General features: G+C 63.4%; 31 protein-coding genes, 1 tRNA gene and 1 other RNA gene. 19 read left to right on the top strand and 14 right to left on the bottom strand.

The window, feature by feature from the left end:
• The first annotated feature begins 66 nt into the window (after positions 1-66).
• Both LK535_RS03990 and LK535_RS03985 read left to right on the top strand, forming a co-directional pair.
• Positions 67-1,539: a flavin-containing monooxygenase gene (locus LK535_RS03990; protein ID WP_227770570.1), complete on the top strand. Its 1,473-nt coding sequence runs from the start codon at positions 67-69 to the stop codon at positions 1,537-1,539.
• Between the two features lie 47 nt (positions 1,540-1,586).
• Positions 1,587-2,111: an asparaginase domain-containing protein gene (locus tag LK535_RS03985; RefSeq protein ID WP_227770569.1), complete on the top strand. Its 525-nt coding sequence runs from the start codon at positions 1,587-1,589 to the stop codon at positions 2,109-2,111.
• 172 nt (positions 2,112-2,283) lie between these two features.
• Here LK535_RS03985 and LK535_RS03980 read toward each other — a convergent pair whose 3' ends face one another.
• Positions 2,284-2,901, bottom strand: coding sequence for a hypothetical protein (locus tag LK535_RS03980; protein ID WP_321576533.1), 618 nt, complete (start codon positions 2,899-2,901; stop codon positions 2,284-2,286).
• On the opposite strand from LK535_RS03980, the gene LK535_RS03975 reads away from it, so the two are divergent.
• Positions 2,900-3,085 carry a hypothetical protein gene (locus tag LK535_RS03975; protein ID WP_227771103.1) on the top strand — a complete coding sequence of 62 codons (186 nt, stop codon included), beginning with the start codon at positions 2,900-2,902 and terminating at the stop codon, positions 3,083-3,085. The genes LK535_RS03980 and LK535_RS03975 overlap by 2 nt on opposite strands.
• 67 nt (positions 3,086-3,152) lie before the next feature.
• Here LK535_RS03975 and LK535_RS03970 read toward each other — a convergent pair whose 3' ends face one another.
• Both LK535_RS03970 and lipB read right to left on the bottom strand, forming a co-directional pair.
• Positions 3,153-3,407, bottom strand: a complete 255-nt coding sequence (locus tag LK535_RS03970) for a hypothetical protein (protein WP_227770568.1) — start codon at positions 3,405-3,407, stop codon at positions 3,153-3,155.
• Positions 3,408-3,495: 88 nt separating this feature from the next.
• Positions 3,496-4,197 (bottom strand): lipoyl(octanoyl) transferase LipB, encoded by a 702-nt coding sequence (gene lipB, locus LK535_RS03965; RefSeq protein WP_265333973.1) that lies wholly within the window; start codon positions 4,195-4,197, stop codon positions 3,496-3,498.
• 53 nt (positions 4,198-4,250) lie between these two features.
• Between lipB and LK535_RS03960 the strand changes: the two genes are divergently transcribed.
• The gene (locus LK535_RS03960; protein WP_227770567.1) at positions 4,251-5,063 is read left to right on the top strand and encodes a hypothetical protein; all 813 of its coding nucleotides are present in this window, start codon (positions 4,251-4,253) and stop codon (positions 5,061-5,063) included.
• Positions 5,060-5,806, top strand: coding sequence for a hypothetical protein (locus tag LK535_RS03955; RefSeq protein WP_227770566.1), 747 nt, complete (start codon positions 5,060-5,062; stop codon positions 5,804-5,806). Before LK535_RS03960 ends, LK535_RS03955 begins: the two co-directional genes overlap by 4 nt.
• On the opposite strand, the gene LK535_RS03950 is transcribed toward LK535_RS03955, so the two are convergent.
• From LK535_RS03950 to LK535_RS03940, 3 genes are all read right to left on the bottom strand, one after another.
• A complete protein-coding gene (locus LK535_RS03950; protein ID WP_227770565.1) occupies positions 5,776-6,369 on the bottom strand; it encodes a GNAT family N-acetyltransferase in 594 nt (197 codons plus the stop codon). The two genes, LK535_RS03955 and LK535_RS03950, sit on opposite strands and share 31 nt — an antisense overlap.
• Positions 6,360-7,202: an oxygen-dependent coproporphyrinogen oxidase gene (gene hemF / locus LK535_RS03945; protein ID WP_227770564.1), complete on the bottom strand. Its 843-nt coding sequence runs from the start codon at positions 7,200-7,202 to the stop codon at positions 6,360-6,362. Before hemF ends, LK535_RS03950 begins: the two co-directional genes overlap by 10 nt.
• 80 nt (positions 7,203-7,282) lie before the next feature.
• Entirely contained in the window at positions 7,283-7,732 is a 450-nt protein-coding gene (locus tag LK535_RS03940) for a tRNA (cytidine(34)-2'-O)-methyltransferase (RefSeq protein ID WP_227770563.1), read from the bottom strand.
• Positions 7,733-7,931: 199 nt separating this feature from the next.
• Here LK535_RS03940 and petA point away from each other — a divergent pair, with 199 nt between their 5' ends.
• The 5 genes from petA (at position 7,932) to LK535_RS03915 (ending at position 12,122) form a co-directional block, all read left to right on the top strand.
• Positions 7,932-8,516: a ubiquinol-cytochrome c reductase iron-sulfur subunit gene (gene petA / locus LK535_RS03935; RefSeq protein WP_227770562.1), complete on the top strand. Its 585-nt coding sequence runs from the start codon at positions 7,932-7,934 to the stop codon at positions 8,514-8,516.
• A gap of 12 nt (positions 8,517-8,528) precedes the next feature.
• Positions 8,529-9,815 carry a cytochrome b gene (locus tag LK535_RS03930; protein ID WP_227770561.1) on the top strand — a complete coding sequence of 429 codons (1,287 nt, stop codon included), beginning with the start codon at positions 8,529-8,531 and terminating at the stop codon, positions 9,813-9,815.
• 25 nt (positions 9,816-9,840) lie between these two features.
• Entirely contained in the window at positions 9,841-10,683 is an 843-nt protein-coding gene (locus LK535_RS03925) for a cytochrome c1 (protein WP_227770560.1), read from the top strand.
• Positions 10,684-10,825: 142 nt separating this feature from the next.
• Positions 10,826-11,410 (top strand): adenine phosphoribosyltransferase, encoded by a 585-nt coding sequence (locus LK535_RS03920; protein ID WP_227770559.1) that lies wholly within the window; start codon positions 10,826-10,828, stop codon positions 11,408-11,410.
• Positions 11,411-11,489: 79 nt separating this feature from the next.
• On the top strand, positions 11,490-12,122 hold the full coding sequence (locus LK535_RS03915) for a hypothetical protein (RefSeq protein ID WP_227770558.1): 633 nt from the start codon (positions 11,490-11,492) through the stop codon (positions 12,120-12,122).
• A gap of 26 nt (positions 12,123-12,148) precedes the next feature.
• Here LK535_RS03915 and LK535_RS03910 read toward each other — a convergent pair whose 3' ends face one another.
• From LK535_RS03910 to LK535_RS03880, 7 genes are all read right to left on the bottom strand, one after another.
• Positions 12,149-12,598: a MaoC family dehydratase gene (locus LK535_RS03910; protein ID WP_227770557.1), complete on the bottom strand. Its 450-nt coding sequence runs from the start codon at positions 12,596-12,598 to the stop codon at positions 12,149-12,151.
• Between the two features lie 8 nt (positions 12,599-12,606).
• Positions 12,607-13,911 (bottom strand): ectonucleotide pyrophosphatase/phosphodiesterase, encoded by a 1,305-nt coding sequence (locus tag LK535_RS03905; RefSeq protein WP_227770556.1) that lies wholly within the window; start codon positions 13,909-13,911, stop codon positions 12,607-12,609.
• A gap of 139 nt (positions 13,912-14,050) precedes the next feature.
• Positions 14,051-15,388 carry a PQQ-dependent sugar dehydrogenase gene (locus LK535_RS03900; protein WP_227770555.1) on the bottom strand — a complete coding sequence of 446 codons (1,338 nt, stop codon included), beginning with the start codon at positions 15,386-15,388 and terminating at the stop codon, positions 14,051-14,053.
• Positions 15,389-15,493: 105 nt separating this feature from the next.
• The gene (locus LK535_RS03895) at positions 15,494-16,018 is read right to left on the bottom strand and encodes an NUDIX hydrolase (RefSeq protein WP_227770554.1); all 525 of its coding nucleotides are present in this window, start codon (positions 16,016-16,018) and stop codon (positions 15,494-15,496) included.
• Positions 16,015-16,686 (bottom strand): TPM domain-containing protein, encoded by a 672-nt coding sequence (locus LK535_RS03890; RefSeq protein WP_227770553.1) that lies wholly within the window; start codon positions 16,684-16,686, stop codon positions 16,015-16,017. Before LK535_RS03890 ends, LK535_RS03895 begins: the two co-directional genes overlap by 4 nt.
• Positions 16,686-17,546 carry a TPM domain-containing protein gene (locus LK535_RS03885; RefSeq protein WP_227770552.1) on the bottom strand — a complete coding sequence of 287 codons (861 nt, stop codon included), beginning with the start codon at positions 17,544-17,546 and terminating at the stop codon, positions 16,686-16,688. The genes LK535_RS03890 and LK535_RS03885 overlap by 1 nt, the downstream gene beginning before the upstream one ends.
• Positions 17,547-17,554: 8 nt before the next feature.
• A complete protein-coding gene (locus LK535_RS03880; protein WP_227770551.1) occupies positions 17,555-18,133 on the bottom strand; it encodes a LemA family protein in 579 nt (192 codons plus the stop codon).
• A 103-nt stretch (positions 18,134-18,236) separates the two neighbouring features.
• On the opposite strand from LK535_RS03880, the gene mscL reads away from it, so the two are divergent.
• Positions 18,237-18,689, top strand: a complete 453-nt coding sequence (gene mscL / locus LK535_RS03875; RefSeq protein WP_227771066.1) for a large conductance mechanosensitive channel protein MscL — start codon at positions 18,237-18,239, stop codon at positions 18,687-18,689.
• 47 nt (positions 18,690-18,736) lie between these two features.
• Here mscL and LK535_RS03870 read toward each other — a convergent pair whose 3' ends face one another.
• The gene (locus LK535_RS03870; RefSeq protein ID WP_066781816.1) at positions 18,737-19,168 is read right to left on the bottom strand and encodes an RrF2 family transcriptional regulator; all 432 of its coding nucleotides are present in this window, start codon (positions 19,166-19,168) and stop codon (positions 18,737-18,739) included.
• Positions 19,169-19,211: 43 nt separating this feature from the next.
• Here LK535_RS03870 and ssrA point away from each other — a divergent pair.
• From ssrA to LK535_RS03830, 8 genes are all read left to right on the top strand, one after another.
• Positions 19,212-19,600, top strand: a transfer-messenger RNA (tmRNA) gene (gene ssrA, locus LK535_RS03865).
• 78 nt (positions 19,601-19,678) lie between these two features.
• Entirely contained in the window at positions 19,679-20,359 is a 681-nt protein-coding gene (locus LK535_RS03860; RefSeq protein WP_227770550.1) for a prolyl hydroxylase family protein, read from the top strand.
• A gap of 4 nt (positions 20,360-20,363) precedes the next feature.
• Positions 20,364-22,109 (top strand): single-stranded-DNA-specific exonuclease RecJ, encoded by a 1,746-nt coding sequence (gene recJ / locus LK535_RS03855; protein WP_227770549.1) that lies wholly within the window; start codon positions 20,364-20,366, stop codon positions 22,107-22,109.
• A gap of 79 nt (positions 22,110-22,188) precedes the next feature.
• A tRNA-Glu gene (locus LK535_RS03850) sits at positions 22,189-22,263 on the top strand.
• Between the two features lie 57 nt (positions 22,264-22,320).
• Positions 22,321-23,076 carry an SDR family NAD(P)-dependent oxidoreductase gene (locus LK535_RS03845; RefSeq protein ID WP_227770548.1) on the top strand — a complete coding sequence of 252 codons (756 nt, stop codon included), beginning with the start codon at positions 22,321-22,323 and terminating at the stop codon, positions 23,074-23,076.
• 97 nt (positions 23,077-23,173) lie between these two features.
• Positions 23,174-23,941 carry a LamB/YcsF family protein gene (locus tag LK535_RS03840; RefSeq protein WP_227770547.1) on the top strand — a complete coding sequence of 256 codons (768 nt, stop codon included), beginning with the start codon at positions 23,174-23,176 and terminating at the stop codon, positions 23,939-23,941.
• Positions 23,938-24,600: a 5-oxoprolinase subunit B family protein gene (locus tag LK535_RS03835; protein WP_227770546.1), complete on the top strand. Its 663-nt coding sequence runs from the start codon at positions 23,938-23,940 to the stop codon at positions 24,598-24,600. The genes LK535_RS03840 and LK535_RS03835 overlap by 4 nt, the downstream gene beginning before the upstream one ends.
• Positions 24,597-25,592: a biotin-dependent carboxyltransferase family protein gene (locus LK535_RS03830; RefSeq protein ID WP_227770545.1), complete on the top strand. Its 996-nt coding sequence runs from the start codon at positions 24,597-24,599 to the stop codon at positions 25,590-25,592. The genes LK535_RS03835 and LK535_RS03830 overlap by 4 nt, the downstream gene beginning before the upstream one ends.
• The last annotated feature ends 7 nt before the right edge of the window (positions 25,593-25,599 follow it).

Genomic DNA, 25,599 nt, shown 5'->3' with positions numbered 1-25,599 from the left:
TGGTAAGTCAGGTTCTTTCCTGACCACTCTCGATGCGTTAAGCTCGCGCCAGAGAGAGGATCGTCCATGAGCGAGCACGTCGACGTTATCATCGTCGGAGCGGGGCTGTCGGGGGTAGGTGCGGCGCACCACCTGCAGCAGCGCTGTCCCGATCGAAGCTACCTCATACTAGAGGCGCGCCAAGGCATGGGGGGAACCTGGGATCTTTTCCGCTATCCCGGCATCCGTTCCGACAGCGACATGCACACGCTCGGCTATAACTTCCGGCCTTGGACGAAGGCGAAGGCAATCGCCGACGGTCCTTCAATCCGCGAATATATCGAAGAAACCGCGCGAGACGCCGGTATCGACCGGCGCATTCGGTTCGGTCATCGGGTCACTGGGCTGGAATGGTCGACGCCGGAGGCGCGGTGGACTGTAAGCGTGGACGGACCGCAGGGGCCAACTTCGTTCACTTGCTCCTTTCTGCACATGTGTTCCGGCTACTACGACTATGAGCAAGGGCATGCCCCAGAGTTTCCGGGTCAGGAGGAATTCGCAGGCCGCATCGTTCATCCGCAATTCTGGCCGGAAGACCTTGACTATGCCGGTCAGCATGTCGTCGTAATCGGAAGCGGCGCAACTGCCGTGACGCTTGTGCCTGAAATGGCCAAGGCGGCGGCCAGTGTGACGATGCTTCAGCGCTCACCCACCTATGTCGTGTCACGACCTGCGCAGGACGCTTATGCGAATTGGCTGCGCGCAAAACTTCCCAGCAAGGCGGCTTACGGGCTGACTCGCTGGAAGAACGTGATGTTCGGGATGCTTTTCTACCGAATGACTCGCAAGCAGCCTGAAAAGGTCAAGCAGAAGCTCCTCGATCAGGTGCGTGAGCATCTTGGTCCGGACTATGACGTGGCGACCCATTTCACGCCCCGCTACAATCCCTGGGACCAGCGGTTGTGCCTGGTGCCAGATGCGGATCTGTTTGACACCATCAAGGCGGGCAAAGCCACCGTGGTGACCGATACGATCCAGCGGTTCACGCCGGGTGGGATCATGCTTAGCTCTGGACAGGAATTGAAGGCCGACGTCGTCGTCACGGCGACCGGTCTGAGGGTGAAGCTGTTGAGCGGGATCAATCCGATTGTCGACGGGGTGGAAAAGAAGATCGCCAACGCTTTGCAATACAAGGGGATGATGTTTTCGGACATCCCGAACCTGGCGTTCACCTTCGGTTACACCAATGCCTCCTGGACGCTGAAGGCGGACTTGGTTGCCATGTACCTCTGCCGGCTTCTCAACACGATGAAGAAGCGCCGTGTGCGCCAGGTGACGCCGCGGATTGGCGATCAGCCGATTGCGACTGAACCATTCGTCGATTTCAGCTCCGGCTACATTCAGCGGGTCGCGGACCAGTTGCCCAAGCAGGGAAGCAAGAAGCCCTGGCGACTCAACCAGAATTATGCCCTTGACGTGATGGCGCTGCGGTTTGGCTCCGTCAACGACAGCATGGAATTCTCAAATCCGGAGCCAAATTCGGTTCGCGCGGCGGCTTAGTTGGGACCGAAGAACATTCCGGTCTTTCTTGACGCTGCGAACGCGGTATGGCCCGCGTCTTCGCAGCAAAGGAGAACGGCGCCGTGGCCGATGTGCTGGTGCTCACCACCGGTGGGACGATCGACAAGCTCTATTTCGACGCGCTGAGCACGTATCAGATTGGCGAGAGCGTTGTTGATCGGGTGCTGAAGACGGCACGCGTTACCTTGTCCTACCGGATCGCCGAGGTGATGCGGAAGGATAGCCTGGAACTCACCGACGATGATCGAGCGCTGATCGCCAGAACCGTGGCGGATGCGCCCGAACAGCGCATCATCATCACTCACGGTACCGACACGATGGCGCAGACGGCGCAGGCCCTTGGCAGTACTGCGGGGAAGACGATTGTTCTGGTGGGTGCCCTATCACCGGCTCGCTTTGCGGAGAGTGATGCGACCTTCAACCTCGGCATGGCCTTCGCCACGGCTCAGGTCGCCGCGTCGGGAATCTGGATTGCCATGAACGGCACGGTGTTCGACGGATTGCGCGTCCGGAAGGACCGTGCTGCCAACGCCTTTGTCGCGGTGGAGTGAACGCTAGCCGCAGCGCGGGTGTGCGACCAGAGGTGCCTTGATGTCGGGCCGAAGAAGCGGAGCGCGGGTGCGACACTGCGAGATAGCCAACCGCTCTTTGGCCTGAACCCAGTCCGTGCTCGACCTCGCGACGGTCGACGGCGGGCCCGATCGTCGGGCCCGCCTATATTCGTCAGCGCTGCGCCAGGCTGACGGCGCCGACCGGCGGCGGGAAGTCGAGCGGGCCGCACTTCTTCGTCTGCCATTCGCCCTTCTTGGACCAGCAGAGGCTATCGAGCCGCGGCACGCGGGACTCAGCGTAGAAATAGCGCGGGAATTGCTGCTCGCCCCAAGGCGACAGGCTGTTCCGTAACTCGCGCATGCGCTCCTGCGCCAAGGTACCGAAGCTTCCCCGCGGCGTGTAAATGGCGGCGCGGCCAATCTTACCGGCGGTCTGGCAGAAATTATACTGCGACGCGACGGCATTGAAGCTCGAGTAGGTCTTGGTCCCGAACTGGTCGAGCGCCGTCTGCCCGGCCTTTGCCGTCTTGTTGACGCGCTTGAAGTAAGCGGTCAGCGTGTCGTAGCTTTCCTTCAGCTCGTTACGGTGATCAGTCAGCACGGCGTTGTAGTTGTCGACCGTGAGCAGCGTCGGCTCAAACTGGCACTGAAGCGCCGCGACGTTCAGCGCAGCGCGGAGCGTCCAGGTGAGGCCGGCCTTGATCTCCTTGTCAGTGGCACCCGGCAGCGGCTGGGCGACCCCAGGCTCATCTCCCCTCACAACTGAGCCCGATAGATCTTTGGACTTCATGAAGAATTGCGCCGAAGCGGGCACCGCACCCATCACCGCGACGGCTGCCAAGCTTACCCCGACGATCCGCAACCCAACCATTCGCATGACTTCCCCCAAACGCAACGCGCGGGATTCATACGCGTTTTCTGGCGATCATCCAACACCGTTCGTCATGCTGCGCGAACAATCAGGCGATCATTGACGCTCTAAAATGACGAAGGCCGCCCGGTCGCCCGGACGGCCTGTCAAAACACCTTCTTGAAGCGAAATTACATCGCGTTCGTGGTGGTGTTCGTCATCATCATGTCGTTCGACATCATGGTGTCGTTCGCCATCATGCCGCCGTTCATGGCGCCATCAACCGCCGTCATGTTGTCGCTCATGGTGTCGAGACCTTCGGTCGCGTTCATGTCGGTGATGGTGGTGTTGTCGACCGTGGTTTCGGTCTTCGAGCCGCAAGCCGACACGGCGAGCGCGGCTGCGGCAATGGCCGAACCGGTCAGGATCTTCGAGATAGCACGCATGGAAAGCTCCCTAGATAAAGGATTTGGACGGCGGACGGATCCTTAATACCCAAATCAGAGTGGATATTAGTCACAGAACGCCGACCCCTCAAGCCTCGTTTTCACGCGCACAAGTCAGGCTTTCGAGGAAAGCGCCGAACGTTAACGCCAGCGCCGCGTCAAAGGTTTCAAGCGCGTATTCCGCCCCAAGCGCCTTTGCACTGGTGACGGGAAATTCCGCAATCCCGCAGGGCACGATCCCGCCGAAGTGCGAAAGGTCCGGTGACAGGTTTACGGAGAAGCCGTGCATGGTGGTCCAGCGCCGGACGCGTACGCCGATGGCGCCGATCTTTGCCTCGGTGCCGGCATGATCGTAGGTCCAGATACCAATCCGGCCGGGTGCGCGGAAGGCGGCTATTCCCATCTCCGCCAAGGCCGCAATCACCCAGCCTTCGACCGCGTGCACGAAGCAGCGCACGTCCCGCCCGCGGTTCGCCAGATTGAGCACCAGATAGCCAATACGCTGCCCTGGGCCATGATAGGTATAGCGGCCGCCACGCCCGGCTCGGACGACCGGGAAGCGCGGATCGATCAACTCGGCTGAATCTGCGCTGGTGCCCGCTGTGTAGACGGGGGGATGTTCCAGGAGCCAAATGAGCTCGCGATCCGTTCCGGCCGCCACGGCAGCGGCGCGGCGCTCCATTTCGTCAAGCGCCGTTGCGTAATCGGTCAACCCTGGCGTCACCCGCCATTCGATGTTCAGACCTTCATTCACATGGCAGCAGATGCGGTCGCCCGGCGAGATTGGCAAGCGGCTGTTCGATCGGGTAGCGTCGCCAGCATGATGCACACACAAGGTCGGTCATGATCAGCATTGGAATGGTCTGGGACCGCGCGATGGCGGTAATTTCCGGCCGATTCAGCATTTTGCTGTCGCTGGCTGTCGGCCTGATTATCGTGCCGCCGATCGGACAGGCTGCGATCGACGCGGTGGGTGGATCGTCCTTCATGCTGCGCTCGACGCAGATGGCGGCATCGCTCCTGGTCTTTGTTTCAGCGTCGATCGGAGCAATCGCGATCACCGCGGTGGCAAGCGATCCTGACGTAGATCTGCGATCGGCGCTGGCGATCGGGCGGGCTCGGCTAGGAGCGTTCATTGGTGTGTGGGTAATTGTCGGCCTCTGCTTCGTACTGGCGGCGCTGCCCGGTCTGATTCTGGTCGCCACGTCCGGCTTCAGCGTGGCACAGGCACAGGCCGGCGGACCTCAGGATGGGCTGAACATGGGCGTCCTAAGCATCGGTATGGTATTACTTTTGGTTCTCGTGCCGGTGATGTTCTGGGCCACGGCGCGGCTGGTTCCACTCGGTGCCGTGATCGTGAACGAGCGTCGGGGCATCGGCGCCATCCAGCGGTCCTTTGCGCTCACCCGCGGAATGACGCTGAAGCTGCTCGGTGTTCTTATCCTGTATGCGATCGTTTTCGTTGTCGTGCTTACGGCGTCTACCTCGGTCGTCGGATTGATTGCGCGCCTGCTTGCGGGATCCGACGGGGCAATCGTCGTCTCCGTGACAGTCGCCGCCGTTGCGGCGTTGGTCGCGGGGCTTTTCAGCGTGGTACAGGCGGTCTTTTCGGCGCAGCTTTACGCAGCCGCGCGAGAGGCGCACGACGGGGCATGACAATCAATTTCGCGCGTCTGCTGGCGGACGGCTGGACCGTGCTTCGCCGTGAGGCGGAGCTGGTCCTCGCGTTGGCGGGCGCTCTCGTCTTTTTGCCGGCTCTTGCAGTGCAACTCCTGTGCGATCCTATGCCGCCGCTCCCTGCGCAGCCCGGCGACGAAGCGGTAATGGCACAGTGGATGGAGGCGGTTTCAGCCTGGGGGCAGGGGAATGCCCTTTGGTACTTGCTGGCTGATGTCGTGGGCATGGTCGGGCTTGCTGCCATTGCGATGCTGCTTGTCGCACCTGGGCAGTTAACGGTGGGCGCGAGCCTCTCCGTTGCCCTGCGTTGGATAGGGCGGTTCATTCTGGTGAACCTACTGGTTGCGATCCCGGTCGGCCTGGGGTTGTGGCTGTTTGTCTTGCCTGGACTTTATCTGCAGGCCCGGCTTGTCGCATCGGTGCCGGTGGTCGCGGCCGAGCCCGGCCAGAGTGCGGCCCGGGCGCTACGGAAGAGCTGGCACCTGACGCGCGGTGTCGGCTGGCCGGTGCTTGGCGCCGTGGTCGCGTTGTTTCTGGCCCAGTGGCTGGCAGTCAGCCCGCTCTTCTCGATGGATAGCTGGCTCCGGCAACCGGGGCACGATAACCCATTTCTTATATCGCTCGTCACCATTCTGCTGACGGCCGCCGGCACGTTCTACAATGTCGGGCTGCTCTTACTCGGGATCGTGGTTTATCGACGCTTCGCCAGAAGGGGCACGTGAGGGGCCGTTTCGGGCGGCAACAGTCCGGCAATGCGCGGGTCAGCGAACGTTTCGACCGTACGCTTGACGGCCACAAACCCTTGTGCCCGGTAGAAGTTGAGCGCGGAAGGGTGGTCAAGCGTGCAGGTGTGAACCACGACCCTCTCGATCCCCGCGCGCCAGCTTCGCGCCATGGCCTCGCTCATCAGCCACCGGCCATGCCCTTGGCCAGCAAGCTCCGGTATAAACCCGAAGTATGACAGCTCGCATACGTTCCGGTGTCGGAAGTCCAGCTCCAGCATGCCGACTTCAATGCCGAACCGATCTATGACGGCATACACTTCGATGGCTTCGTCGTGGATGATCGCCAACAGTTCGCTCTCCCGCATCGCGAGGCGAGAGAACCAGAGCCACGGACCGCCGACGCGCCGGAACAGCATTCGATAACCTTCGGCCGCCGGCCTCGTCCACCGCACCAGCCGGAACGGAGATGTGGGCATGGGTCGCAGCGGCGGCCTGCTCGACATCTCCAGCGTGGTGACGACGGTCGCCACCTGTTCGTCTGGAACAGCGATCAGGCCCATGTCGCCACGGGTGGAAGGCTCATCAGGATGGCGTCGATGTTGCCGCCAGTCTTCAATCCGAACAGCGTTCCTCGATCGTAGACGAGATTGAACTCCGCATATCGGCCGCGCCACGCGTTGCGCTGCGCGATCTCCGCGTCCGTGTAGGGCAGGTTCATTCGGCGGCGAACAATGCGGGGAAAGACGTCGAGGAAGGCGCGGCCTACGTCCTGCGTAAAGGCGAAATTGTCCGCGAAATCCCCCTCGAGGTGGTCATAGAAAATGCCGCCCACGCCGCGATGAACCTTGCGATGCGGGATGTAGAAATAGTCGTCGGCCCATTTCTTGAAGCGTCCGTAATGCTCTGGATGGTGAGCATCGCACGCCGCCTTCAGCGCGCCGTGGAAGTCTGCGGTGTCCTCCTCGATCGGCAACGGAGGATTCAGGTCAGCGCCGCCGCCGAACCAACGCTTGGTGGTCACAAGGAAACGGGTGTTCATGTGCACCGCGGGGACATGCGGATTGCTCATGTGAGCGACGAGGCTGATGCCGGTCGCGAAGAAGCTGGGATCCTCCGAGGCGCCGTGGATCGTCTTGCCGAATTCGTTTTCGAACCGCCCACCGACCGTGGACACGTTCACCCCGACCTTTTCGAATACCTGGCCCTTCATCACGCCACGCACGCCGCCGCCGCCATGTTCGCCCGACGAGTCCTGGCGGTCCCAGGCTGTATAATCAAAAGCCGCAGAGGAGCCGGCCTCACGCTCGATAGCTTCAAACTCTGCGCAGATGAGATCGCGAAGCTCCTCGAACCAAGTGCGGGCGGTCATTTGTTCGTTGTCGAGCGTGTTCATGAGCGGCTGATACTTGCTGGTGAGCCGGCCTGTCGAGGTGTCGGGGTGATCGGCCGCCAGCCTCGCCGAGAATCGGCCATTCAGGCCGATGCACCGCGCGTCTGGCGAAGCGATTCGGCGAGCATGATACCGACGCTGACGGCGACGTTCAGTGATCGGAAGCCCGGTTGAACCGGTATCCGGACGGCGAGACTTGCCTGCCCGTGGACGTGGTCGGGAACGCCCGCGCTTTCGCTTCCGAACAAGAGAATGTCGTCCGACTGAAAGCGAGCATCCCAGAGATCAACGGCGCCGCGCGTAGTGGCGAGAACCAGCCTGCCAACCCTCTTGCCGTTGAACGCAGCCCAGTCAGCATGGCGCACAACCTCTACAGATCCGGCGTAATCCATGCCGGATCGCCGCAACGCGCGGTCCCCCCAGGGGAAACCCATCGGTTCGATCAGGTCAACTGGAACGCCGAAACACGCGGCCGTCCGCAGGATGGTGCCGACGTTCCCGGCGATATCTGGCTCATACAGGGCGATGCGCATTCTGCTGCCTTAGCGTGGTTCCCCGGCGCCGACAGGATGAAGGCTTGGTGAACGGAGGCAAAAATCACCATTGGCAGGGGCAGGGTGCGCAGCTATCAACCGCCCACCCCGCGGGTCGATGGGGGTTTTCAGGCGGGCGTCGGGGGAGGCTCTTTCCACATGCGCTCCCCGCCGGGGCCGGTTGGACAAGGGTTGGTGAATGGCGACGGTCGACAACACGATTACTCCGGGCGATTATCCTGCCCGAAACGAAGAGGACGGGCATGATCCCCGTCGCCGGGATTTTATCAACATTGCCGCAGTCGCCTGGGCCGGTGTCGGCGCGGGCGTGGTTGTTCTTCCGCTCATCAATCAGATGAACCCATCGGCCGACGTGCTCGCGCTGTCCACGACCGAGGTCGATATCAGCAAGATCGAGCCGGGTCAGGCGATCAAGTCCACGTTCCGTAAGCAGCCGCTGTTCGTGCGCAATCTGACGCCGAAGGAAATCGCGGAAGCTGACGCGGTAGCGGTCAGCGACCTGCGCGATCCGCAGACGCTGGAAGAGCGCACCAAGGCAGGCAAGAAGAACTGGCTGATCACCCTGGGCGTTTGCACCCACCTCGGCTGCGTGCCGCTGGGCGCTGGCGAGGGTGAGAACAAGGGACCGTTCGGTGGCTATTTCTGCCCGTGCCACGGCTCCGCCTATGACACCGCAGGCCGTATCCGCCAGGGACCGGCACCGACGAACCTCGTCGTTCCCGAATATGCATTCACGTCCGACACCGTCGTGACGGTGGGTTGAGGTAGCACACAGATGAGCTTTCCCTGGGCCAATCATTATGAGCCAAAGCAGCCGCTGATGCGGTGGATGGACGAGAAGCTGCCGCTGCCGCGCCTCGTCTACAACGCCATTGGCGCCGGTTATCCGGTGCCGCGCAACCTCAACTACTGGTGGAACTTCGGCGTGCTCGCCGGCCTCGCGCTGGTCGTGCAGATCGTCACCGGCGTGGTGTTGGCGATGCATTATGCCGCCAATGGCACCGTGGCCTTCGCTTCGGTGGAGAGCATCATGCGCGACGTGAACGCTGGCTGGTTCCTGCGTTACGCGCACGCCAATGGCGCGTCGATGTTCCTTGCCGTTGTTTATGTCCATATCGCCCGCGGCCTTTACTACGGCTCGTACAAGGCGCCGCGCGAGATGGTGTGGCTGCTGGGCGTCGTGATCTTCCTTCTCATGATGGCAACCGCTTTCATGGGCTACGTGCTGCCGTGGGGCCAGATGAGCTTCTGGGGCGCGCAGGTGATCACCGGCTTCTTCTCGGCGATTCCGCTGGTGGGCGAGCCCATTCGCGTGCTGCTGCTGGGCGGTTACGCGCCGGATAACGCCGCGCTGAACCGCTTCTTCTCGCTGCACTATCTGCTGCCGTTCGTGATCGCGGGCGTCATCATCCTGCACATCTGGGCGCTGCACATCCCAGGATCGAACAACCCGACCGGCGTCGACGTGAAGGGTGAGCAGGACACCGTGCCGTTCCACCCGTATTACACGGCCAAGGACGGCGTCGGCGTGGCCGTATTCTTCCTGATCTTCGCTGCGCTGGTCTTCTTCTCGCCGAACCTGCTGGGACACCCGGACAATTACATCGAAGCGAACCCGCTCTCGACGCCGGCACACATCGTTCCGGAATGGTACTTCCTGCCGTTCTACGCGATCCTCAAGAGCTTCACCGCGGATTTCATCCTGACGGGCAAGCTGTGGGGCGTGCTGGCGATGTTCGGCTCGATCCTGCTGCTGTTCTTCCTGCCGTGGCTGGACAGCTCGCCGGTTCGTTCGGCCAACTATCGTCCGACGTACCGCTGGTTCCTGTTGGTCCTGCTGCTCGACGTGCTGGTGCTCGGCTATGTCGGCGGCGCAGAGGCAACCGCCCGCAACGTCATCATCGGTCAGATCGCGACGGCTTACTACTTCGCGCACTTCCTGATCATCCTGCCGATCGTTTCGCGCTCGGAGCGTCCGCGCCCGTTGCCGAACTCGATCACCGAAGCGGTGCTCGCCAAGCATGGCGGAACGTCGCCTGCACAGACCGCGATGGCGCACTGAGCCGATACGGGGGAATAAGAAGAAAATGGTTCGTACCATCGCACTCCTGATCGGCGCGGGCTTCGTGTTCGTGCTCGGTATCGCGCTGTTCGGGACGATCTCGACCGCGATCTCCGATCCGGCACCGGAAACCGCGGAACATGAGTTCCATTTGCATCCGAAGGACGCAGGCCTTTCGTCGGCAGGCGTTTTTGGGAAGTTCGACAAGCAACAGCTGCAGCGCGGCCTGAAGGTTTATCAGGAGGTTTGCGCCGCCTGCCACAGCCTGAAGTACGTCTCGTTCCGCGATCTCGAGCAGATCGGCTATAGCGAAGGCCAGGTGAAGGCGCTGGCGCAGGCATGGCCGATCGAGCAGCCGAGCGTGAACCCGGACACGGGCGAGGCAATGACTCGCAAGAACATTCCGTCGGATCGCTTCCCGAGTCCTTATGCGAATGAAGTTGCTGCTCGTGCCGCGAACAACAACGCGCTTCCGCCGGATCTCTCCTTGATGACCAAGGCACGGCATGACGGCGCCAACTATGTGGCGTCCTTGCTGACCGGCTATCAGAACCAGCCAGCTGAACTGCTGAGCAAGTTCCCGGATGCGAAGACACCGCAGGGCCTCCACTACAATCCGTACTTCGCGAACCTCAACATCGCGATGCCCCCTCCGATCACGTCAGATGGTCAGGTGACCTATGAGGACGGCACTCAGGCCACTCGCGACCAGATGGCCAAGGACGTTGCTGCCTTCCTCACCTGGACGGCTGAGCCGAACTTGGAAACGCGCCATGCGGCTGGTTTCGCAAGCGTTATCTTCCTGGCGATCTTCGTCTTCTTGACGATCGGTGCTTATCGTAACGTCTGGCGCGGCGTGAAGCACTGACAACCTGAGGGCAGTTGTGGCCAAATAGGAAAGGGCTCCGCGCGCGTTAGGCGAGCGGGGCCCTTTCTTTTTGGCTAGCCCACTCTCGCTCGGTGCGGTCAACTTGCTTGCGGGGCAAAAGCGCGGAGGGCATGAGCTTCCGATGACCTCCAGCGACAATCCCGTGGCCGACGCCATCCGTGCGGACGATGCGAGTCCGAACGATGATCTCAAGGCGCTGATCCGAACGATCCCGGACTTCCCCAAACCGGGTATTCAGTTTCGTGACATCACCACCTTGCTGCTCGACCCGCGCGGCCTTGCACTGACCGTCGAGCGAATGGTGGCGGCGACGCGCGGCCCCGTCGACCTTGTTGCGGGCATCGAGGCACGGGGTTTCCTGTTCGCGGCCGCGCTCGCCCTGCCGCTGAAGGCCGGCGTCTTGCTGATTCGCAAGGACGGAAAGCTGCCGGGCGCAACGATCGCGGAGGATTATGCGCTGGAATATGGACAGGACCGTATTGCCGTCCATGCGGATGCTTGTGCTCCCGGAGCGCGGGTTCTGTTGATCGATGATCTGATTGCGACCGGCGGAACCGCACGGGCCGCTATTCGGCTGCTGCGGAAGGCAGGCGCTGTGGTCACGCAGGCGCAGTTCCTGGTGGACCTTCCAGATCTTGGCGGTGCGGAGCTGCTGCGATCAGACGGCGTGGACGTCGATGCGCTGATTTCGTTCCCCGGCCATTAAGGAACTTCGCTTTATAGCCCTCGTTTCGAACTGGTCGCGGCGCGTATTTGCCGCCCCTCCAGCGTGTGGGAGTTGGATCATGGGTTTCAAGCGCTTCAGCCTAATCGCGCTAATCAGCGGCCTCGCATTTGGCACAGCTGCCTGTACGGATGGCTACGGCTATGGCGGTGCCTCTCTTGGCTATGGCTCCGCTTATTATGCCGATCCTTACTATGCCGATGCAGGCTGGGGTGGGTACGGCCCGGGATATGGCAGCACGTTTGGCTGGTATAACGACTTCTACTATCCCGGCACCGGAGTGTACGTGTACGATCGGTTCCGCCGTCCCCACCGCTGGAACGATGCGCAGCGGCGTTATTGGCAAGGGCGCCCGGGTTGGAACCAGCCTGGCGCACGAGCAAACTGGAACGACTTCCGCCGGGACTATCGCGCGGAGCGGCGCGATCTCCGCCGCGACCTGAGAGAGAATCGCGAGGATTTCCGTAACGGGACCATCAATCGTGATCAGTTCCGCCAGGGGCGGCAGGACGCACGCCGGGATTTCCGCCGCGATGTGCGCCAGGATTGGCGCGAACTGCGGCGAGACAATCGTGCAGATGGCGTCCGGACGCCCGGCTTGAACCGCGGGCGTGATTTCAACCGGGGGCCGGGAATCAACCGCGGCAGCGGCGGCAGGGGCGCGAACCCACGTGGCGCCGAACGCCCACGGTAAGGCTCGCGTCTAAGTAACTCGCCCGCTTACGAGGTCGGACGGGTGGCGATCAGCCCGTTCGACAGCATCGACATGACGGCGACGTTGTCCTGATTGTACACGACCATGCGGCTCTTGAAGATCCCCATCTCCGGACGGGATTGCGACTGCCGCTTCTCGATCACCTCGGTTTCGCAGCGCAGGGTGTCACCGGGGTAAACGGGCTTGAGCCAGCGTAACTCGTCCACGCCGGGAGAGCCGAGGCCCGCCTGTTTGTTGTTCTTCAGGTTCTCGACGATCATCGACATGACCATCGCGCAGGTGTGCCAACCGCTCGCGGAGATCCGCCCGAAGTGCGTTTGTGCCGCAGCCTCGTCCGAGAGGTGGAAAGGTTGCGGATCATAGCGGGAGGCGAAGTCGATCACTTCCTCCCGCGTGACATGATAGCTGCCGAAGCTCGCCTTGCTCCCGACGGCGATGTCTTCGAAATATTGCATGCTCTCTCCTATTCTTTCCGCAGCACGGGACGAAATACCGCGTCCGTGCCGTCCAGCGTAGGATCGGCAGGCAGGCCGAGCAACGTACGAAGCAGCGGGGCCACGGCGACATTGTCGAAGGTCGGCAGTTGCCGGCCACGCGCGAACGCCGGTCCATTGGCAATGAAGAGGGCACGCATGCTCGGGAGCATGGGGTCGAAACCGTGATTCCCGCGGGCGTAAGTGTGGGTCGGCGCCGTCTTCATCAGCTCCCAACCGTCCTCCGCCAGGCAGAGGAAGGGCGGAATCCGAACGTTGCGACCATAATGGAAGCGCCCAGGGATATTCTCCTTGCGCCAGCATTCCATGTGGGCGTGCGGCTTCAGCAATGCCGAGGCGACTGCGCCTTCGCGTCCCGGCAGGGGAGCAAATGTCGCGTAGGGGCCGCTCTCGACGACACGGGCGTCGGTCGCGGGAACGATCTTGTCGAGGGGAACGACTCGCTCGCTCGATGTTGCGGCCATCCCGTGATCCGACACGATGATCAGATTGGTGGGCTGCCCCAGTTCGGCGAGTCCGGTGACGAGCTGGCCGATTTGGCGGTCCACCTCGGCCAGTGCACTGCGCACGCCCGGCGAGTCTGGGCCGGCGCGGTGGCCCTCAGTGTCCACCACGTCAAAGTAAGTGGTCACGAACCTGGGCCGGATCGCCGCTGGGCGACGCATCCAGTCGATGACCTGTCGGACCCGGTTTTCGCCGGGCATTTGCTGGCTGAATGCCTGCCAGTCGCTCGGCCGCACGCCGCCAGTCAGCAGATTTGGCCATTCGGCCGCTCGCGTGCCACCCCAAGCCACGGTCGACCCCGGCCAGAACATCGACGCCGTACGAATACCGCCTTGTTCCGCGCTCACCCAGATCGGCGGGGCTGCATTCCACCAGAAGGGATCGTCGGTCGCCATGGTGAAGACTTCGCCGGGCCGCGCCGGATCTTCCATCATATTGGCTGTGATGCCGTGGCGATCCGGGCGAAGGCCGGTCACCAGCGTCCAGTGGTTGGGGTAGGTCTTGGACGGAAACGACGGGCGCATAGGGCCGGTGACACCGTCTGCGGCCAAGCGCGACAGATTGGGGGTGACGCCGCGCCTCAAGTAGTCGGCGCGGAAACCATCGATCGCCACCAGGATAGTAACGGGAGCGCGAACTTCACCTTGCGCCGATATCGCGGCGGTCGGCGCCGGCGTGGTCGCGGAAGGGAGAGCGGCGGGCGTCCCGAGATGGGCGCATCCGGCAAGGGCGGAGACCGCGACGAGCGCGGGAATCAGTCGGCGCAACATGCCGCTTCGGTAGCGATCAGAGTGGTCGCTGTCGCCCAAAGGATTGCTGATAAGCCAGACTTAAGAAGGAAGAGCGGGCGCACGGCTCAGCCGAGGTGGCTGATCCGTGCACCCGCCCTTTCAGTTCGAGAAGTAACGCTCAGCGGGTGGCTTCCTTTGCCGCCGAAACGCGCCAGATCACATTGCCCACGTCGTCAGCGACCAGCATCGCGCCGGTGCGATCACCGATGACGCCCACCGGTCGTCCCTGTGCCTCACCATCTGCGTTGAGGAAGCCGGTGAGCACATCAACCGGCTTTGCGCCCGAGACCGGCCAGCCCTTGTCGGTGAAAGGAACGAAGACGACCTTATAGCCGGATGGAGGGACGCGGTTCCACGAGCCATGTTCGCCGATGAAGGCGCCATGGGAGAAGCGCTGGCCGAGGTTCACGTCGCCTGCGAACGTCAGGCCCAGTGCAGCGACGTGAGGTCCGAGCGCGTAATCCGGCCGCTTCGAATATTGCTGCAGCTGGGGATTGGCTGGCTCCACCCGCTTGTCGGGATAGCCGCCCCAATAATACCAGGGCCACCCGAAGTGATCGCCCAGTTCGATGGCGGTCAGGTAATCCGGAACGATGTCGGAGCCGAGCATGTCGCGCTCGTTGACCACGGTCCACAGCTGCTTCGACTGCGGGTTGATCGCCATGCCATTGGGGTTGCGCAGGCCCGCCGCATAGATGCGTGACGTTTTCTCCTTCGGCCACACCTGCAGGATGTTGGCGCGCCGCTTTTCCAGTTCGATGCCCTTCTCGGCGATGTTCGAAGCCGAGCCCACTGACACGTAAAGCGTGCGGCCATCTTCGGCAGCGATGACGTTGCGCGCCCAGTGATTCTGGCCACCCGGCAGCTTGATCACCAACTCGGGCTTGGCGTCGATCTTGGTCGCTCCCTCCGTATACGGCACGCGAACCAAGGCGTCGGTGTTGGCGATGTACAGCTGACCGTCGAACAACGTCATGCCGAACGGCGAGTTGAGCCCGGTCATGAACACGGAACGGAACTCGACGCGGCCGTCACCATCGGCATCGCGCAGCAACGTGATCCGGTTGGCCGACGGGACGCCTGCACCGGCGCGGCCCATGAGATAGCGCATCACCCGATCGACAAAGCTGCGCCCGCGTGGCGGAGAGTTCGTTTCGGCGACAAGCACGTCGCCGTTCGGCAAGCGATACATCCACCGTGGATGATCGAGGCCGTCGGCGAAGCGGGTCACGGTAAGGCCGGCTGCGGCTTGCGGTTTACCTCCGGCCGGCCAGCCAACCGCGTCCGCGACCTTGACGGTCGGGATCATCTGGCTGCGGGGCTCCGAAATCGTCGGCCGTTGGCCAGTCACGTCAGCGACGTCGAGCCGAGCCTTGTCGGGCCAGCTCAGCCAGGTGAAGATGCCGATGCCCGCAAGGACGAGCAGGCCCAGCACGATCAGGATGTGTTTGCGCATTCGGCGGAGATAGACGCGCCGGCGCAGCGGGGGAAGGGCGGTTGAAGAGTACAAACTGCTGACGACCGCTGTCTGGGCCGCGCTTCTCGCCCGCGAACCTGCCGGTCAGATCAGCAATTCGTCTGCCAGCAGTAACAGGAGCTTCACGTCCATGGCGGCACCTTCGGCGCGCTTCTTCGCCACGAACGCCGGTAGCGTGGTGCGTGGGACGACGTGGACGGTGATGTCCTCCTCTGCGTCTCCCCCCCCTTCGCCGACCTTCACCAATTCGCGCGCGCGCACCAAGGTAAAGCCTTCGCTGACCATCCCCGGCGACGAATGGAAAAAGCCGAGCGGCTCGATAGAGCCTGCGCGATAGCCGGTCTCTTCTTCCAGCTCCCGACCTGCTGCTTCCACCAGAGGTTCACCGGCTTCCACGTCGCCAATCAACCCAGCCGGCAGTTCCAGGCAAGTTCGGCCTAGGGGAACGCGATACTGTTCGACCAGAATCACCTCGTCAGCATCGGTGATTGCGACGATCACCGCGGCCCCGATCCCCCGGCAGCGCGAGGCAAATTCCCATTTGCCCTGCTTCACCATCTTGATGAAGCGGCCTTCCCATACGGTCTCGCGCACGGTGTCGTCGGTCATAGTTCGATCAATCGATCCGGCAGTTCGTTGGGATTGCTGCCCTGGCGTGGGAAGTGCTCCGCCAAGACCATACCGATCTCCGCCACGGCAGCAGCCATGCCGTCGCCAGGACGTCCGTCCTTCACCGCTTCGAGCAGCACCGCCATGGCATGGCCCCAGACGTCCGGAGAGACGCGGCTGTGTATGCCTGCGTCCGCCACGATCTCGGCTCGATGCTCATCGAGGCTCAGGTACAGGAGCACACCCGTCGAGGCGACGGTGCGATGCTCTGCGCTCGCCCGGAACAGCGTCAGGGCCCGGGCATGAACCCTCCGCGTCTTGGTGGCACCAGGCGTCAGTGCCATCCGCAGCCCCCCGATGGCGAGCACATAGCGGACGAGCAGGAACGTCGATGCCGCAAGGAGAGTGGCGACGGTTAGCGCGGTACCGGTGGATACATGCTCGTTCCACGGATCCCCGGTTAGCAAGTGAACGGTGTCGATTGCGCCCGGAAAGGTGGCAAGCAGCGCCAGCACGAGCAGCATGGCCAATACTGACCAATGCAGGCCGACGTCATGATAAGCGTCGGACCGGCGAGCGACGATGGTGACGATTTCGCCATCCGTGTTCTGCTCCGCAGCGGCAACAGCCGCTGTTACCTTTGCGTGATCCTCAGGGGACAGCCGCATCACCAGCTCCCCGAGGCGCCGCCGCCTCCGAATGAGCCGCCGCCCCAGCCGTCGTCGTCATTTCGACTGTTCAGTGCGGCGCTCGCCACATTGGCGGCAATGTTCCACAGAATGACGGATTCGAGACCGCCGTCGCTGCGATAGCGGCGGCCCTTTGCCGCGCCGCGACGCCCCAGCGACAGCAGGACGAAGAGCGCGACCATGCCCCAGAAGATCAGTCCGACGGGAAGGCCGCCACCGCTGCGGCGCTTGCTGGTCTGTGTCGCGTCGAATTGCTTGATGGCGGCATCAAGGCGCGCCTGAGCCTCTTCAGGCGACGCCCGTAGCTGCGCCTCGAGAGCATCCGCACCAGCGACAACCCCGCCCGGCAGGTCTCCAGCCTTGAAGCGCGGGAGGATCTGCTGGTTGATGATCACGCTGGAAAGAGCGTCGGTCAGTATCGGCTCAAGACCGTAGCCCACCTCCACGCGCACCTTGCGGTCAGTGGGTGCGACCAGAAGAATGGCGCCGTTATTGACGTCCTTCAGCCCGACGCTCCAGGCTCTGCCCAGCTTGTAGCCATATTCCTCGATCGGATAACCCTCCAGACTGGGCACGGTGGCGACAATCAATTGCCGCTTGGTGTCCCGCTGCACGGCATCGAGCTTGCGGGTAAGGTCGGCCTCTACTTGCGGCGGCAGAATATCTGCGGCGTCCACGACGAAGCCGGTGAATTTCGGGAAGGTCTGCGCGTTGGCGGCACCCGCTGCGAGCGACGCGGTCAGCAGGAGTGCCCCCCAAATCAGGGCGGCGATCCATCGCCAGGACGCACGAGGCTGTGCGCCGATCCGCCTTCGGGTGGCAGCGAGTGGTGCGCTCATCCTGATCGTCAGCCGCCGAAATCAACCTTGGGGGCCGTCTCCGCTCCCGGCGTCGTGGCCTGGAACGGTACCATCGGCTTCGCGCCGTAGAAGATCCTGGCGCCGATCGCGTCGGGGAAGGTGCGGATTCGCGTGTTATAAGCCTGAACCGCGGTGTTATAGTCGTTGCGGGCGATGGTGATCCGGTTTTCGGTGCCTTCCAGCTGGCTCATCAACGTGGTGTAATTCGCCTGGCTCTTCAGCTCGGGATACGCCTCCTGCAACCGCTGCAGCGAAAGCGTAAGCCCCGCCTGCGCACGCTGATAAGCCTGCATCTTCGCGGGATCGGCCAGATCATCTCCGGACACTTGGATCTGCGTCGCCGACGCGCGAGCCTGAGTGACCTCAGTCAGCACTTCCTTCTCCTGAGCGCCCGCAGCCTTCACGGTCGACACCAGGTTGGGGATCAAGTCCGCGCGGCGCTGATACTGATTCTGGACGTCGGCCCACCGCGCCTTGGCATTTTCCTCCGCCGTCGGAACGCTGTTGATCCCGCACCCAGCAAGGCTGGCAGACAGTGCGAGGAGGACGACAGGGCGGAACGTCATGGGCTTGGCTCTCCAATAACTGTGTCATGGATATAGGACAGCCGTGTCGCTTGGCGAAGGGGCAATCAGCGATTAACCTTGATCAAAAGACGGGGACATGACGATGCTCAAGGAATTCAGGGCGTTTATCGCCCGTGGCAACGTGCTTGATCTCGCCGTGGCCGTGATCATCGGCGCGGCATTCGGCAAGATCGTGACGTCTCTCACCGAGGACGTGTTGATGCCCGTGATCGGGAAGATCTTCGGCGGGCTGGATTTTTCCAGCTATTTCCTGGTGCTTGGGGAGGTGCCGGCCGCGTTGAAAGGCTCGACGGATTACGCCGCGCTGAAGAAGGCCGGCGTCCCCCTGCTGGGCTATGGGGCGTTCGTTACTCAGGCCGTCAATTTCCTGATCGTGGCGTTCATCATCTTCATGCTGCTACGCACCGTGAACCGAGCAGTGGCCCTGTTCGAGCATGAAAAGGCCAGGGCCGCCGAAGAACCCAAGGCAGAGCCAGCCGACGTCGCACTGCTGCGGGAGATCCGCGATGAGTTGAAGGCGCGCCCAAAGGTCTGACGAGCCCGGGCGTTCTTCTCGCCCGTCGCGCGGGGGCGAGCGGCGGATTATGCCGCCGCCATCTCCTCTGCGGTGGCGTCTGCCAGGCTTGTACCGTCCAGGATACGCGCTGTTTCATCGCGCACCCGAGCCATCGCGTGGCGGATGGCGCAATCCGCTTCGCTCTTGCAATCCTTACACGGCCGATAGGCGGTGCGACTGACGCAGGGTACAAGTGCCAGCGGCCCCTCGATCACGCGGATCACTTCGCCCAGCGAAATCAGATGGGCCGGCCGCGACAGAACATAGCCACCCATCTTGCCACGCTGGCTGTGCAGCAGGCCGGCGTCCCGCAGGTCCGCGAGGATCAGCTCCAGAAACTTGCGCGGCACGTTCGCTTCGGCCGCAATGCGGTTCATCGGGGTAGGCGGGCCACCGGCTGGCATGGTCGCGAGGAACAGCATCGAGCGCAGGGCGTAACGGGAACGCTGGGTAAGCATGATACTCTGTTATATGCACCCGTATTATGGCGACCGAAAGGCGCCTCTTCCAACTTTCTGTTCGGGCCCCTATATCGGTCGGGCTCGCGGGGCTTGCCCCACGGCTATGGCGATAAACGCCGGCGAAGAATAGGCACAGCGGACCCGGGGGCAGTACCCGGCGGCTCCACCATCGCAGCTGCTTTCAGCAGCTTCGTTGACGGGGCCGAACCAGGATCGACGTGTGTTGAAAAGCGCTGGTTTTTGCTCGGAATGGGACCACCGTGACGGCCCATACACAAGTGCCAACGATAACGAAGCACTCGCGATTGCGGCGTAACCTGACGGCTTAACGGCCTAAGGTTACTCCAAAATAGCGCGGTCGGGCCGCACCGGGCAACAGAAGCGGATTCCAGCGGCACGGGGAGCGCCGGGCAACAGAAGCTCCCCACCTCATGCATGCTCGCCCTGCAACGAGGGGCACTGGCGCGGACCTTGCCATTCGGGGTGGCGCGCGCAAATAGGTGCCTCATGGCGATCACCAGCGTTCCCGGTCATCCCTCCGATCATCGCGCCCGAATCGGCAATATTGTCGCCGATCGGCTCAGTGCAGATCCGCGAGCGATCCGACTTCCCACCGAGCAAGCTGCAGCGTGGAAGATCCCGAACTATCTCGACGTGGCGACGTGCAAGCGGCTGGTCGCGATGATCGACGCGAACCGGCGGCCCTCTACGTTGCTGTCCGATCATGGCGACACGTCCTTTCGCACCTCCGAAAGCTGCGACATGAACCGTCGTTCGCCGGACATTCAGCCGATTGATGAGGGGATCGCAAATCTTCTCGGGCTGGATCCCGCGTGGGGCGAGACAATGCAGGGTCAACGCTACGCGCCGGGACAATATTTCAAGGCGCACCATGATTACTTCCACGAAGGCGAGAGCTATTGGCCCTCGATGAAGGCATCCGGCGGCCAGCGCGTGTGGACAGCGATGATCTTCCTGAACGACGTCGAGGAGGGTGGGGCCACCTGGTTTCCCCAGGCCGGCGTACGCGTGACGCCCAAGCGCGGTACCTTGCTCGCGTGGAACAACATGAACCCGGACGGCAGCCCGAACACCGCTACCCTCCACGAGGGCACTGCCGTTTCCGAAGGGGTGAAGTACATCATCACGAAATGGTTTCGAGAGGCACCCTGGACGCCTGGATCTTGACGCGATGATGCATGTTCTGGGGGTGGAACGGTCGATACTCGGCCAGCCGTGGCGATGGCGCGCCACTGCCGCCGATAACCTGGCGCCGCAAGATCTCGTCACGCAGTTGCTCCTCGCGCGCGGCTGCACGCCCGAGGCGCTTGAGGATCATCGCAGCCCCTCCATTCGGGCGTTCATGCCGGATCCGTCGATCTTTCGCGACATGGACTTGGCGGCTGAACGACTGGCGGACGCGGTTCAGCGGTCCGAGAAGATCGCGATTTTCGGCGATTATGATGTCGATGGCGCGACCTCCGCTGCGCTGATGATCCTGTTGCTTCGCCAGCTTGGGCTGGAGGCCCGCGGCTACATTCCCGACCGCCTTACCGAGGGCTACGGGCCGACCGCCGCAGCGATGACGCGACTGGCCGGTGAGGGGGCGTCGTTGATCGTGACCGTGGATTGCGGGGCCCAGGCGTTCGAGGCGCTGGCGGCCGCGCGCGCTGCGCCGGTCGATGTGATCGTGGTCGACCATCACCAATGCGCCAGCGAACTGCCGGTGGCACATGCGGTGGTGAACCCCAATCGCCTTGATGAGGCCGAAGGCGCGACCCATGGTCATCTCGCAGCCGTTGGCGTCGCCTTCCTGCTCGGTGCCGCCTTGCTCAGGACCCTGCGGCGCAGGGGCTTTTTCGCCGCGCGACCTGAGCCGAAGCTTCTCGATCTGCTTGATCTGGTGGCCTTGGGCACTGTCGCTGACGTGGCCCAGTTGCGCGGGCTGAACCGCGCCTTTGTCGCTCAGGGTCTGAAGGTCATGGCGGGTCGCCGCAACATCGGGCTTGCTGCCCTGATCGAGGCGTCCCGCCTGACGCGTGCGCCCACCGCGACCGATCTCGGGTTCGCGCTCGGTCCTCGCATCAATGCGGGCGGCCGAGTGGGGAGAGCTGATCTGGGCCTGCGTCTGCTCACCACGCGCGATCTGGCTGAGGCCCGAACGATCGCGGCGGAACTGGACCGGCTCAATGAGGAACGGCGCGCGATCGAGGCTGCCGTTCAGGTCGAGGCGGAGGCGATGTACGCCTCGGGCCGCCGGGTAACGGTGGTTGCCGGTCAGAACTGGCACCCGGGCGTAATCGGGATCGTCGCGGGGCGGCTGAAGGAGAAGCTTGGCCAGCCTGCCATCGTGATTGCTGTCGACGGCGACGGGGTGGGGAAGGGCTCCGGCAGGTCGATCACTGGCGTCGACTTGGGTCAGGCGATCCTTGCTGCAAAGGAGGCTGGCATCCTGGTGGCAGGAGGCGGACACGCCATGGCTGCCGGTCTCACGATCATTGCGGACAAGGTACCGGCATTCGCTGATTTCCTCGAAGAGTTGCTCGGCGATCGCGTGACGGCCGCCATCGCCGACCGCGCCTTGTTGGTCGATTCCGTCCATGCCCCCGGCGGTGTGACGCCAGATCTCGTCACCGCGATGGAAACGGGCGGGCCCTATGGTGTCGGCTGGCCAAGCCCGCGCGTCGCGATCGGGCCGGTTCGGCCGGTGCGCGTCGATGTGGTTGGCAACGGCCATGTCCGCGCAATCGTGGCTGGTGATGACGGACGCAGCCTGAAGGCCATGGCGTTTCGGTCGGCGGATACGCCGCTGGGTGCGGCGTTGCTCGGGGCTGCCTCCCACCGCAAGCTCTGGCTGGCCGGGCGTCCGAAGATCGATGATTGGTCGCAGCGGTCCGCAGCCGAGCTTCACATCGACGATGCAGCTTGGGCGGATTGAGCATTGCAGCATGAAATGCAGCAGAAGTGGAAAGGGGCGATTGACAGGCGCCTCGCCCCCCTCTAGCTGCACCCCCGCTGGCCCCTTCGTCTAGTGGTTAGGACGCGGCCCTTTCACGGCTGAAACACGGGTTCGAGTCCCGTAGGGGTCACCAGCACCTCGCCCGATCGCTCCGTTCGGCGCCAAAAGGGCGGCAGAACGGGGAGGATGCGTGGCTTTCGATCTTAGCGGGCGCACGGCGCTGATCACGGGCGCCTCCTCTGGCCTGGGCGCCCATTTCGCCGAAGTGTTCGTGGCCGCCGGTGCACAGGTGGTGATCGGCGCGCGGCGCGTTGATCGGGTTGAGGCCCTTGCCTCGCGCTTGGGTGACAGAGCGCTGCCCATCGCGATCGACGTGACGGATGAAGCTTCCATTGCGACGGCGTTCGATGCCGCCGAGGCCCACTTTGGGGCGGTCGACACCGTGATCGCCAATGCCGGCGTGGCGAACGGGGGCCGCACCGTTGATGTTTCGCCGGACAAGCTGCGACAGACGATCGACACGAACTTCACCGGCGTGCTGCTGACGGCGCGCGAAGGCGCGCGGCGCATGATCGCTGCGGGGTCGCGGGAAAGCGGGCGTGGGCGGATCGTTCTGGTCGGCTCAATCACCGCCCATGTGACTGGCCATGGTGATAGTGCCTATGCCGCGTCCAAGGCTGCGGTGGCGCATCTCGGACGGAACCTGGCTCGTGAATGGGTGAGGCAGGGCGTCAACGTCAACGTGATCCAGCCCGGTTACATACAGACGGAAATCGCCGGCGACTGGTTCGAGAGTGAAGGCGGCGCCAAGCAGATCGCCGGCTGGCACCGCCGGCGCTTCATGCCAATCGATGTCCTGGATCCGCAGCTGCTCTACTTCGCCTCCGATGCCAGCGCCATGGTCACCGGCTCGGTCATCGACATCGACGACGGTCAGTCGCTCTAACCGTCGTCGCACGCGGATCGTGGACGGATGTACCGCGGCCGATCGTCGCTTCTCCGCTGGTTTAGACAAGCGCAACGCCAGGGAGTAGAGCTGCCGGGTGGTTACGATCGACCTGAACGCGGATCTTGGCGAAGGTTTCGGCCCCTGGGCCATGGGCGACGACGCAGCGATGTTCGCGCTCGTCACCAGCGCCAATGTGGCATGCGGCGGCCATGCGAGCGATCCCGAAACCATGTTTCGGACGCTCTACCTCGCACGCGACAACGACGTCGTTGTCGGGGCGCACCCCAGCTATCCCGACCTCGCCGGTTTCGGCCGCCGTCGATTGCCGGTGAGCGAGGCGGAGATCGAGCGGTTCGTGGCGGCTCAGGTTGGATCCATCCTCGCGGTCGCGGCGCTGGCGGGCCACCCGGTGCGCTATGTGAAGCCTCATGGCGCACTGGCCAATGTCGCCGCGGCAGAGCGCGCCGTTGCCGAGGCGATCGTCCGATCCGTTCAGGCCGTGGATCGCCGCCTCGCCATTCTCGCCATTTCCGGTACCGAACTGGAAAGCGCTGCATCACGGGCCGGTCTGCGCGTGTTCAGCGAGATTTATGCCGATCGGGCCTACACGGCTGCCGGGCAACTCGTGCCGCGTAGCGCACCGGGTGCGGTTATCCACGATGCCGATGCCGCCGCGGCCCGGTTGCTCGCCTTCTTCGATGGTGGCGCGATGCCCACCATTGACGGCGCGTCGATCAAGCTCGCAGCAGACTCGATCTGCGTCCATGGTGACAATCCGGCCGCCGTGGCGATGGCGGCTCGGGTGCGGTCTGCATTGGAAGGTCAGGGGCTGAAGATTGCTCCGTTCCTTGATCGCGCATGAGCGATCCGGTCTTCCGCTCCGCCGGTTCCGGTGCGCTGCTGGCGGACTTCGGGAGTATGATCGAGGAAGCCCTTTTCGGGCGCGTGCTGTCTCTTGATCGTGCGCTTGCGACGGCGCGGCCGTGCTGGCTGCAGGAGACAGTGCCGGCTTATACCAGCCTGCTGATCGTGTTCGATCCTCTTGCCGTCGATCACGGCGAGGTAATGGCATATGTCCGCGCGCTGGAGCCAACGCCGGTCGATCTTCTTGCGACCACCACGCACGTCGTGCCTGTTTGTTATGAAGGGGAGGCCGCGCCCGACATCTCCGAGGTCGCGACGACGCTTGGTACTTCCGAAGAAGCGGTCATCGCCGCCCATCTCGCCGGCGACTACCGCGTCTTCATGTACGGCTTCGCGCCCGGCTATGCTTATCTCGGCGGTGTCCCCAATGAGCTGCGGCTGCCGCGCAAAGTGGCTGCAGTGCGCGGCCATGCGGTGGGAAGCGTCATGGTGGCCGGCCCACAATGTCTGATCACCACCTTGCCGATGCCCACTGGGTGGTGGGTGATCGGGCGCACCCCGCTTCGCGTACTTGATCCCGCCTCGGAGCGGCCGTTTCTGTTCGAGGCAGGAGACCGCGTTCGCTTCACTCGCGTAGGGCTGGCGGCGCTTCAATGAGCGAAGCCCGGCTCCTGATCGAAGCGGCAGGGCCGCTCACCACTGTTCAGGATGCGGGCCGGCCGGGTTGGCGGCGGTTCGGCGTGCCGCCGTCCGGTCCGGTCGACCGGCGCGCCTTCGCTGCTGCCGTAAGCGCAAGTGGGGGGCATGGCAGAGTCATTGAGCTTTCGTTGGGCGGCCTGACGTTCAAAGCGGAAGGTCATCCGGTCGCCGTGGCAATTACCGGCGCTGCAACGGCTGAGGTGAACGGCGTTGACGTTGGTGGCTGGTGCGTGGTGACCCTGCAACCAGGAGCCCGCTGTCGTATCCGCGAGAGCGGGGGCAACTGGGGCTATTGCGCGCCGGCCGGACGAATAGTGGCCGATGCGTGGCTGGGCAGCAGCTCCACTCATTTGATCGCTGGTCTAGGCGGCGGCAGGATTGCGCCAGGAGGCGTCCTGACAGTTCGGGACGCTCAGGGCGATCTTACCTCGGTGGCAATCCCCCGGCCTCCTCAATCCGCTGCGATCACGGTGGCGCGGGCCATATTGGGTCCGCAACAGCGCTTCTTTTCCGGCGAGGTGCTGGAACAGCTGGTGGGCGAGCGCTTCACGGCCAGCCCGCGTTTTGACCGCATGGGAATGGTCCTTGACGGTCCCAGGCTCCCGCCCTCGCGGATCGATATGCCCAGTGAGCCCGCCATTCGCGGCGCGCTGCAGATCGACGGTGATGGACGAATGAGCCTTCTGACCGCCGATCATCAGACCACCGGCGGCTATCCGCGCGTCGCCGTGGTGATTGAACCTGACATTGATCGCATTGCGCAATTGCCTGTCGGCGCAGGCATCCGCTTTGAACTGGTCGATGAAGCAGAAGCGATTGCGCAAACCCGAGCTGCGGCTCGCCAGACCGCCGAGTGGCTCACGCGGGTAAAAGCCGGCGCCCGATCACGCCCTCCGCTGATTACGGCGAACCTCACCGATGGCGTCGTGGTTAGGCGATCGATGTTTTAGTTATCGC

It is taken from the genome of Sphingomonas sp. IC4-52, assembly GCF_020707225.1.
Lineage (GTDB): Bacteria > Pseudomonadota > Alphaproteobacteria > Sphingomonadales > Sphingomonadaceae > Sphingomonas.
Note: the sequence above shows the minus strand (reverse complement) of the source record. Positions and strands in the feature narration are given on the sequence as shown.

Excerpts from the sequence above, each read along its gene's own strand:
- hemF (WP_227770564.1), bottom strand. The coding sequence starts at position 7,202 with ATGAACACGCTCGACAACGAACAAATGACCGCCCGCACTTGGTTCGAG.
- LK535_RS03960 (WP_227770567.1), top strand. The coding sequence starts at position 4,251 with ATGATCAGCATTGGAATGGTCTGGGACCGCGCGATGGCGGTAATTTCC.
- LK535_RS03880 (WP_227770551.1), bottom strand. The coding sequence starts at position 18,133 with ATGACGTTCCGCCCTGTCGTCCTCCTCGCACTGTCTGCCAGCCTTGCT.
- LK535_RS03950 (WP_227770565.1), bottom strand. The coding sequence starts at position 6,369 with ATGGGCCTGATCGCTGTTCCAGACGAACAGGTGGCGACCGTCGTCACC.
- LK535_RS03830 (WP_227770545.1), top strand. The coding sequence starts at position 24,597 with ATGAGCGAAGCCCGGCTCCTGATCGAAGCGGCAGGGCCGCTCACCACT.
- LK535_RS03910 (WP_227770557.1), bottom strand. The coding sequence starts at position 12,598 with ATGCAATATTTCGAAGACATCGCCGTCGGGAGCAAGGCGAGCTTCGGC.
- LK535_RS03925 (WP_227770560.1), top strand. The coding sequence starts at position 9,841 with ATGGTTCGTACCATCGCACTCCTGATCGGCGCGGGCTTCGTGTTCGTG.
- LK535_RS03890 (WP_227770553.1), bottom strand. The coding sequence starts at position 16,686 with ATGCGGCTGTCCCCTGAGGATCACGCAAAGGTAACAGCGGCTGTTGCC.
- LK535_RS03870 (WP_066781816.1), bottom strand. The coding sequence starts at position 19,168 with ATGCTTACCCAGCGTTCCCGTTACGCCCTGCGCTCGATGCTGTTCCTC.
- LK535_RS03940 (WP_227770563.1), bottom strand. The coding sequence starts at position 7,732 with ATGCGCATCGCCCTGTATGAGCCAGATATCGCCGGGAACGTCGGCACC.
- LK535_RS03915 (WP_227770558.1), top strand. The coding sequence starts at position 11,490 with ATGGGTTTCAAGCGCTTCAGCCTAATCGCGCTAATCAGCGGCCTCGCA.
- LK535_RS03985 (WP_227770569.1), top strand. The coding sequence starts at position 1,587 with ATGGCCCGCGTCTTCGCAGCAAAGGAGAACGGCGCCGTGGCCGATGTG.
- LK535_RS03920 (WP_227770559.1), top strand. The coding sequence starts at position 10,826 with ATGACCTCCAGCGACAATCCCGTGGCCGACGCCATCCGTGCGGACGAT.
- LK535_RS03885 (WP_227770552.1), bottom strand. The coding sequence starts at position 17,546 with ATGAGCGCACCACTCGCTGCCACCCGAAGGCGGATCGGCGCACAGCCT.
- LK535_RS03895 (WP_227770554.1), bottom strand. The coding sequence starts at position 16,018 with ATGACCGACGACACCGTGCGCGAGACCGTATGGGAAGGCCGCTTCATC.
- LK535_RS03930 (WP_227770561.1), top strand. The coding sequence starts at position 8,529 with ATGAGCTTTCCCTGGGCCAATCATTATGAGCCAAAGCAGCCGCTGATG.
- LK535_RS03860 (WP_227770550.1), top strand. The coding sequence starts at position 19,679 with ATGGCGATCACCAGCGTTCCCGGTCATCCCTCCGATCATCGCGCCCGA.
- LK535_RS03970 (WP_227770568.1), bottom strand. The coding sequence starts at position 3,407 with ATGCGTGCTATCTCGAAGATCCTGACCGGTTCGGCCATTGCCGCAGCC.
- recJ (WP_227770549.1), top strand. The coding sequence starts at position 20,364 with ATGATGCATGTTCTGGGGGTGGAACGGTCGATACTCGGCCAGCCGTGG.
- LK535_RS03900 (WP_227770555.1), bottom strand. The coding sequence starts at position 15,388 with ATGCGCAAACACATCCTGATCGTGCTGGGCCTGCTCGTCCTTGCGGGC.
- petA (WP_227770562.1), top strand. The coding sequence starts at position 7,932 with ATGGCGACGGTCGACAACACGATTACTCCGGGCGATTATCCTGCCCGA.
- LK535_RS03835 (WP_227770546.1), top strand. The coding sequence starts at position 23,938 with ATGAGCGATCCGGTCTTCCGCTCCGCCGGTTCCGGTGCGCTGCTGGCG.
- LK535_RS03975 (WP_227771103.1), top strand. The coding sequence starts at position 2,900 with ATGAAGAATTGCGCCGAAGCGGGCACCGCACCCATCACCGCGACGGCT.
- LK535_RS03905 (WP_227770556.1), bottom strand. The coding sequence starts at position 13,911 with ATGTTGCGCCGACTGATTCCCGCGCTCGTCGCGGTCTCCGCCCTTGCC.
- mscL (WP_227771066.1), top strand. The coding sequence starts at position 18,237 with ATGCTCAAGGAATTCAGGGCGTTTATCGCCCGTGGCAACGTGCTTGAT.
- LK535_RS03980 (WP_321576533.1), bottom strand. The coding sequence starts at position 2,901 with ATGAAGTCCAAAGATCTATCGGGCTCAGTTGTGAGGGGAGATGAGCCT.
- LK535_RS03955 (WP_227770566.1), top strand. The coding sequence starts at position 5,060 with ATGACAATCAATTTCGCGCGTCTGCTGGCGGACGGCTGGACCGTGCTT.
- LK535_RS03990 (WP_227770570.1), top strand. The coding sequence starts at position 67 with ATGAGCGAGCACGTCGACGTTATCATCGTCGGAGCGGGGCTGTCGGGG.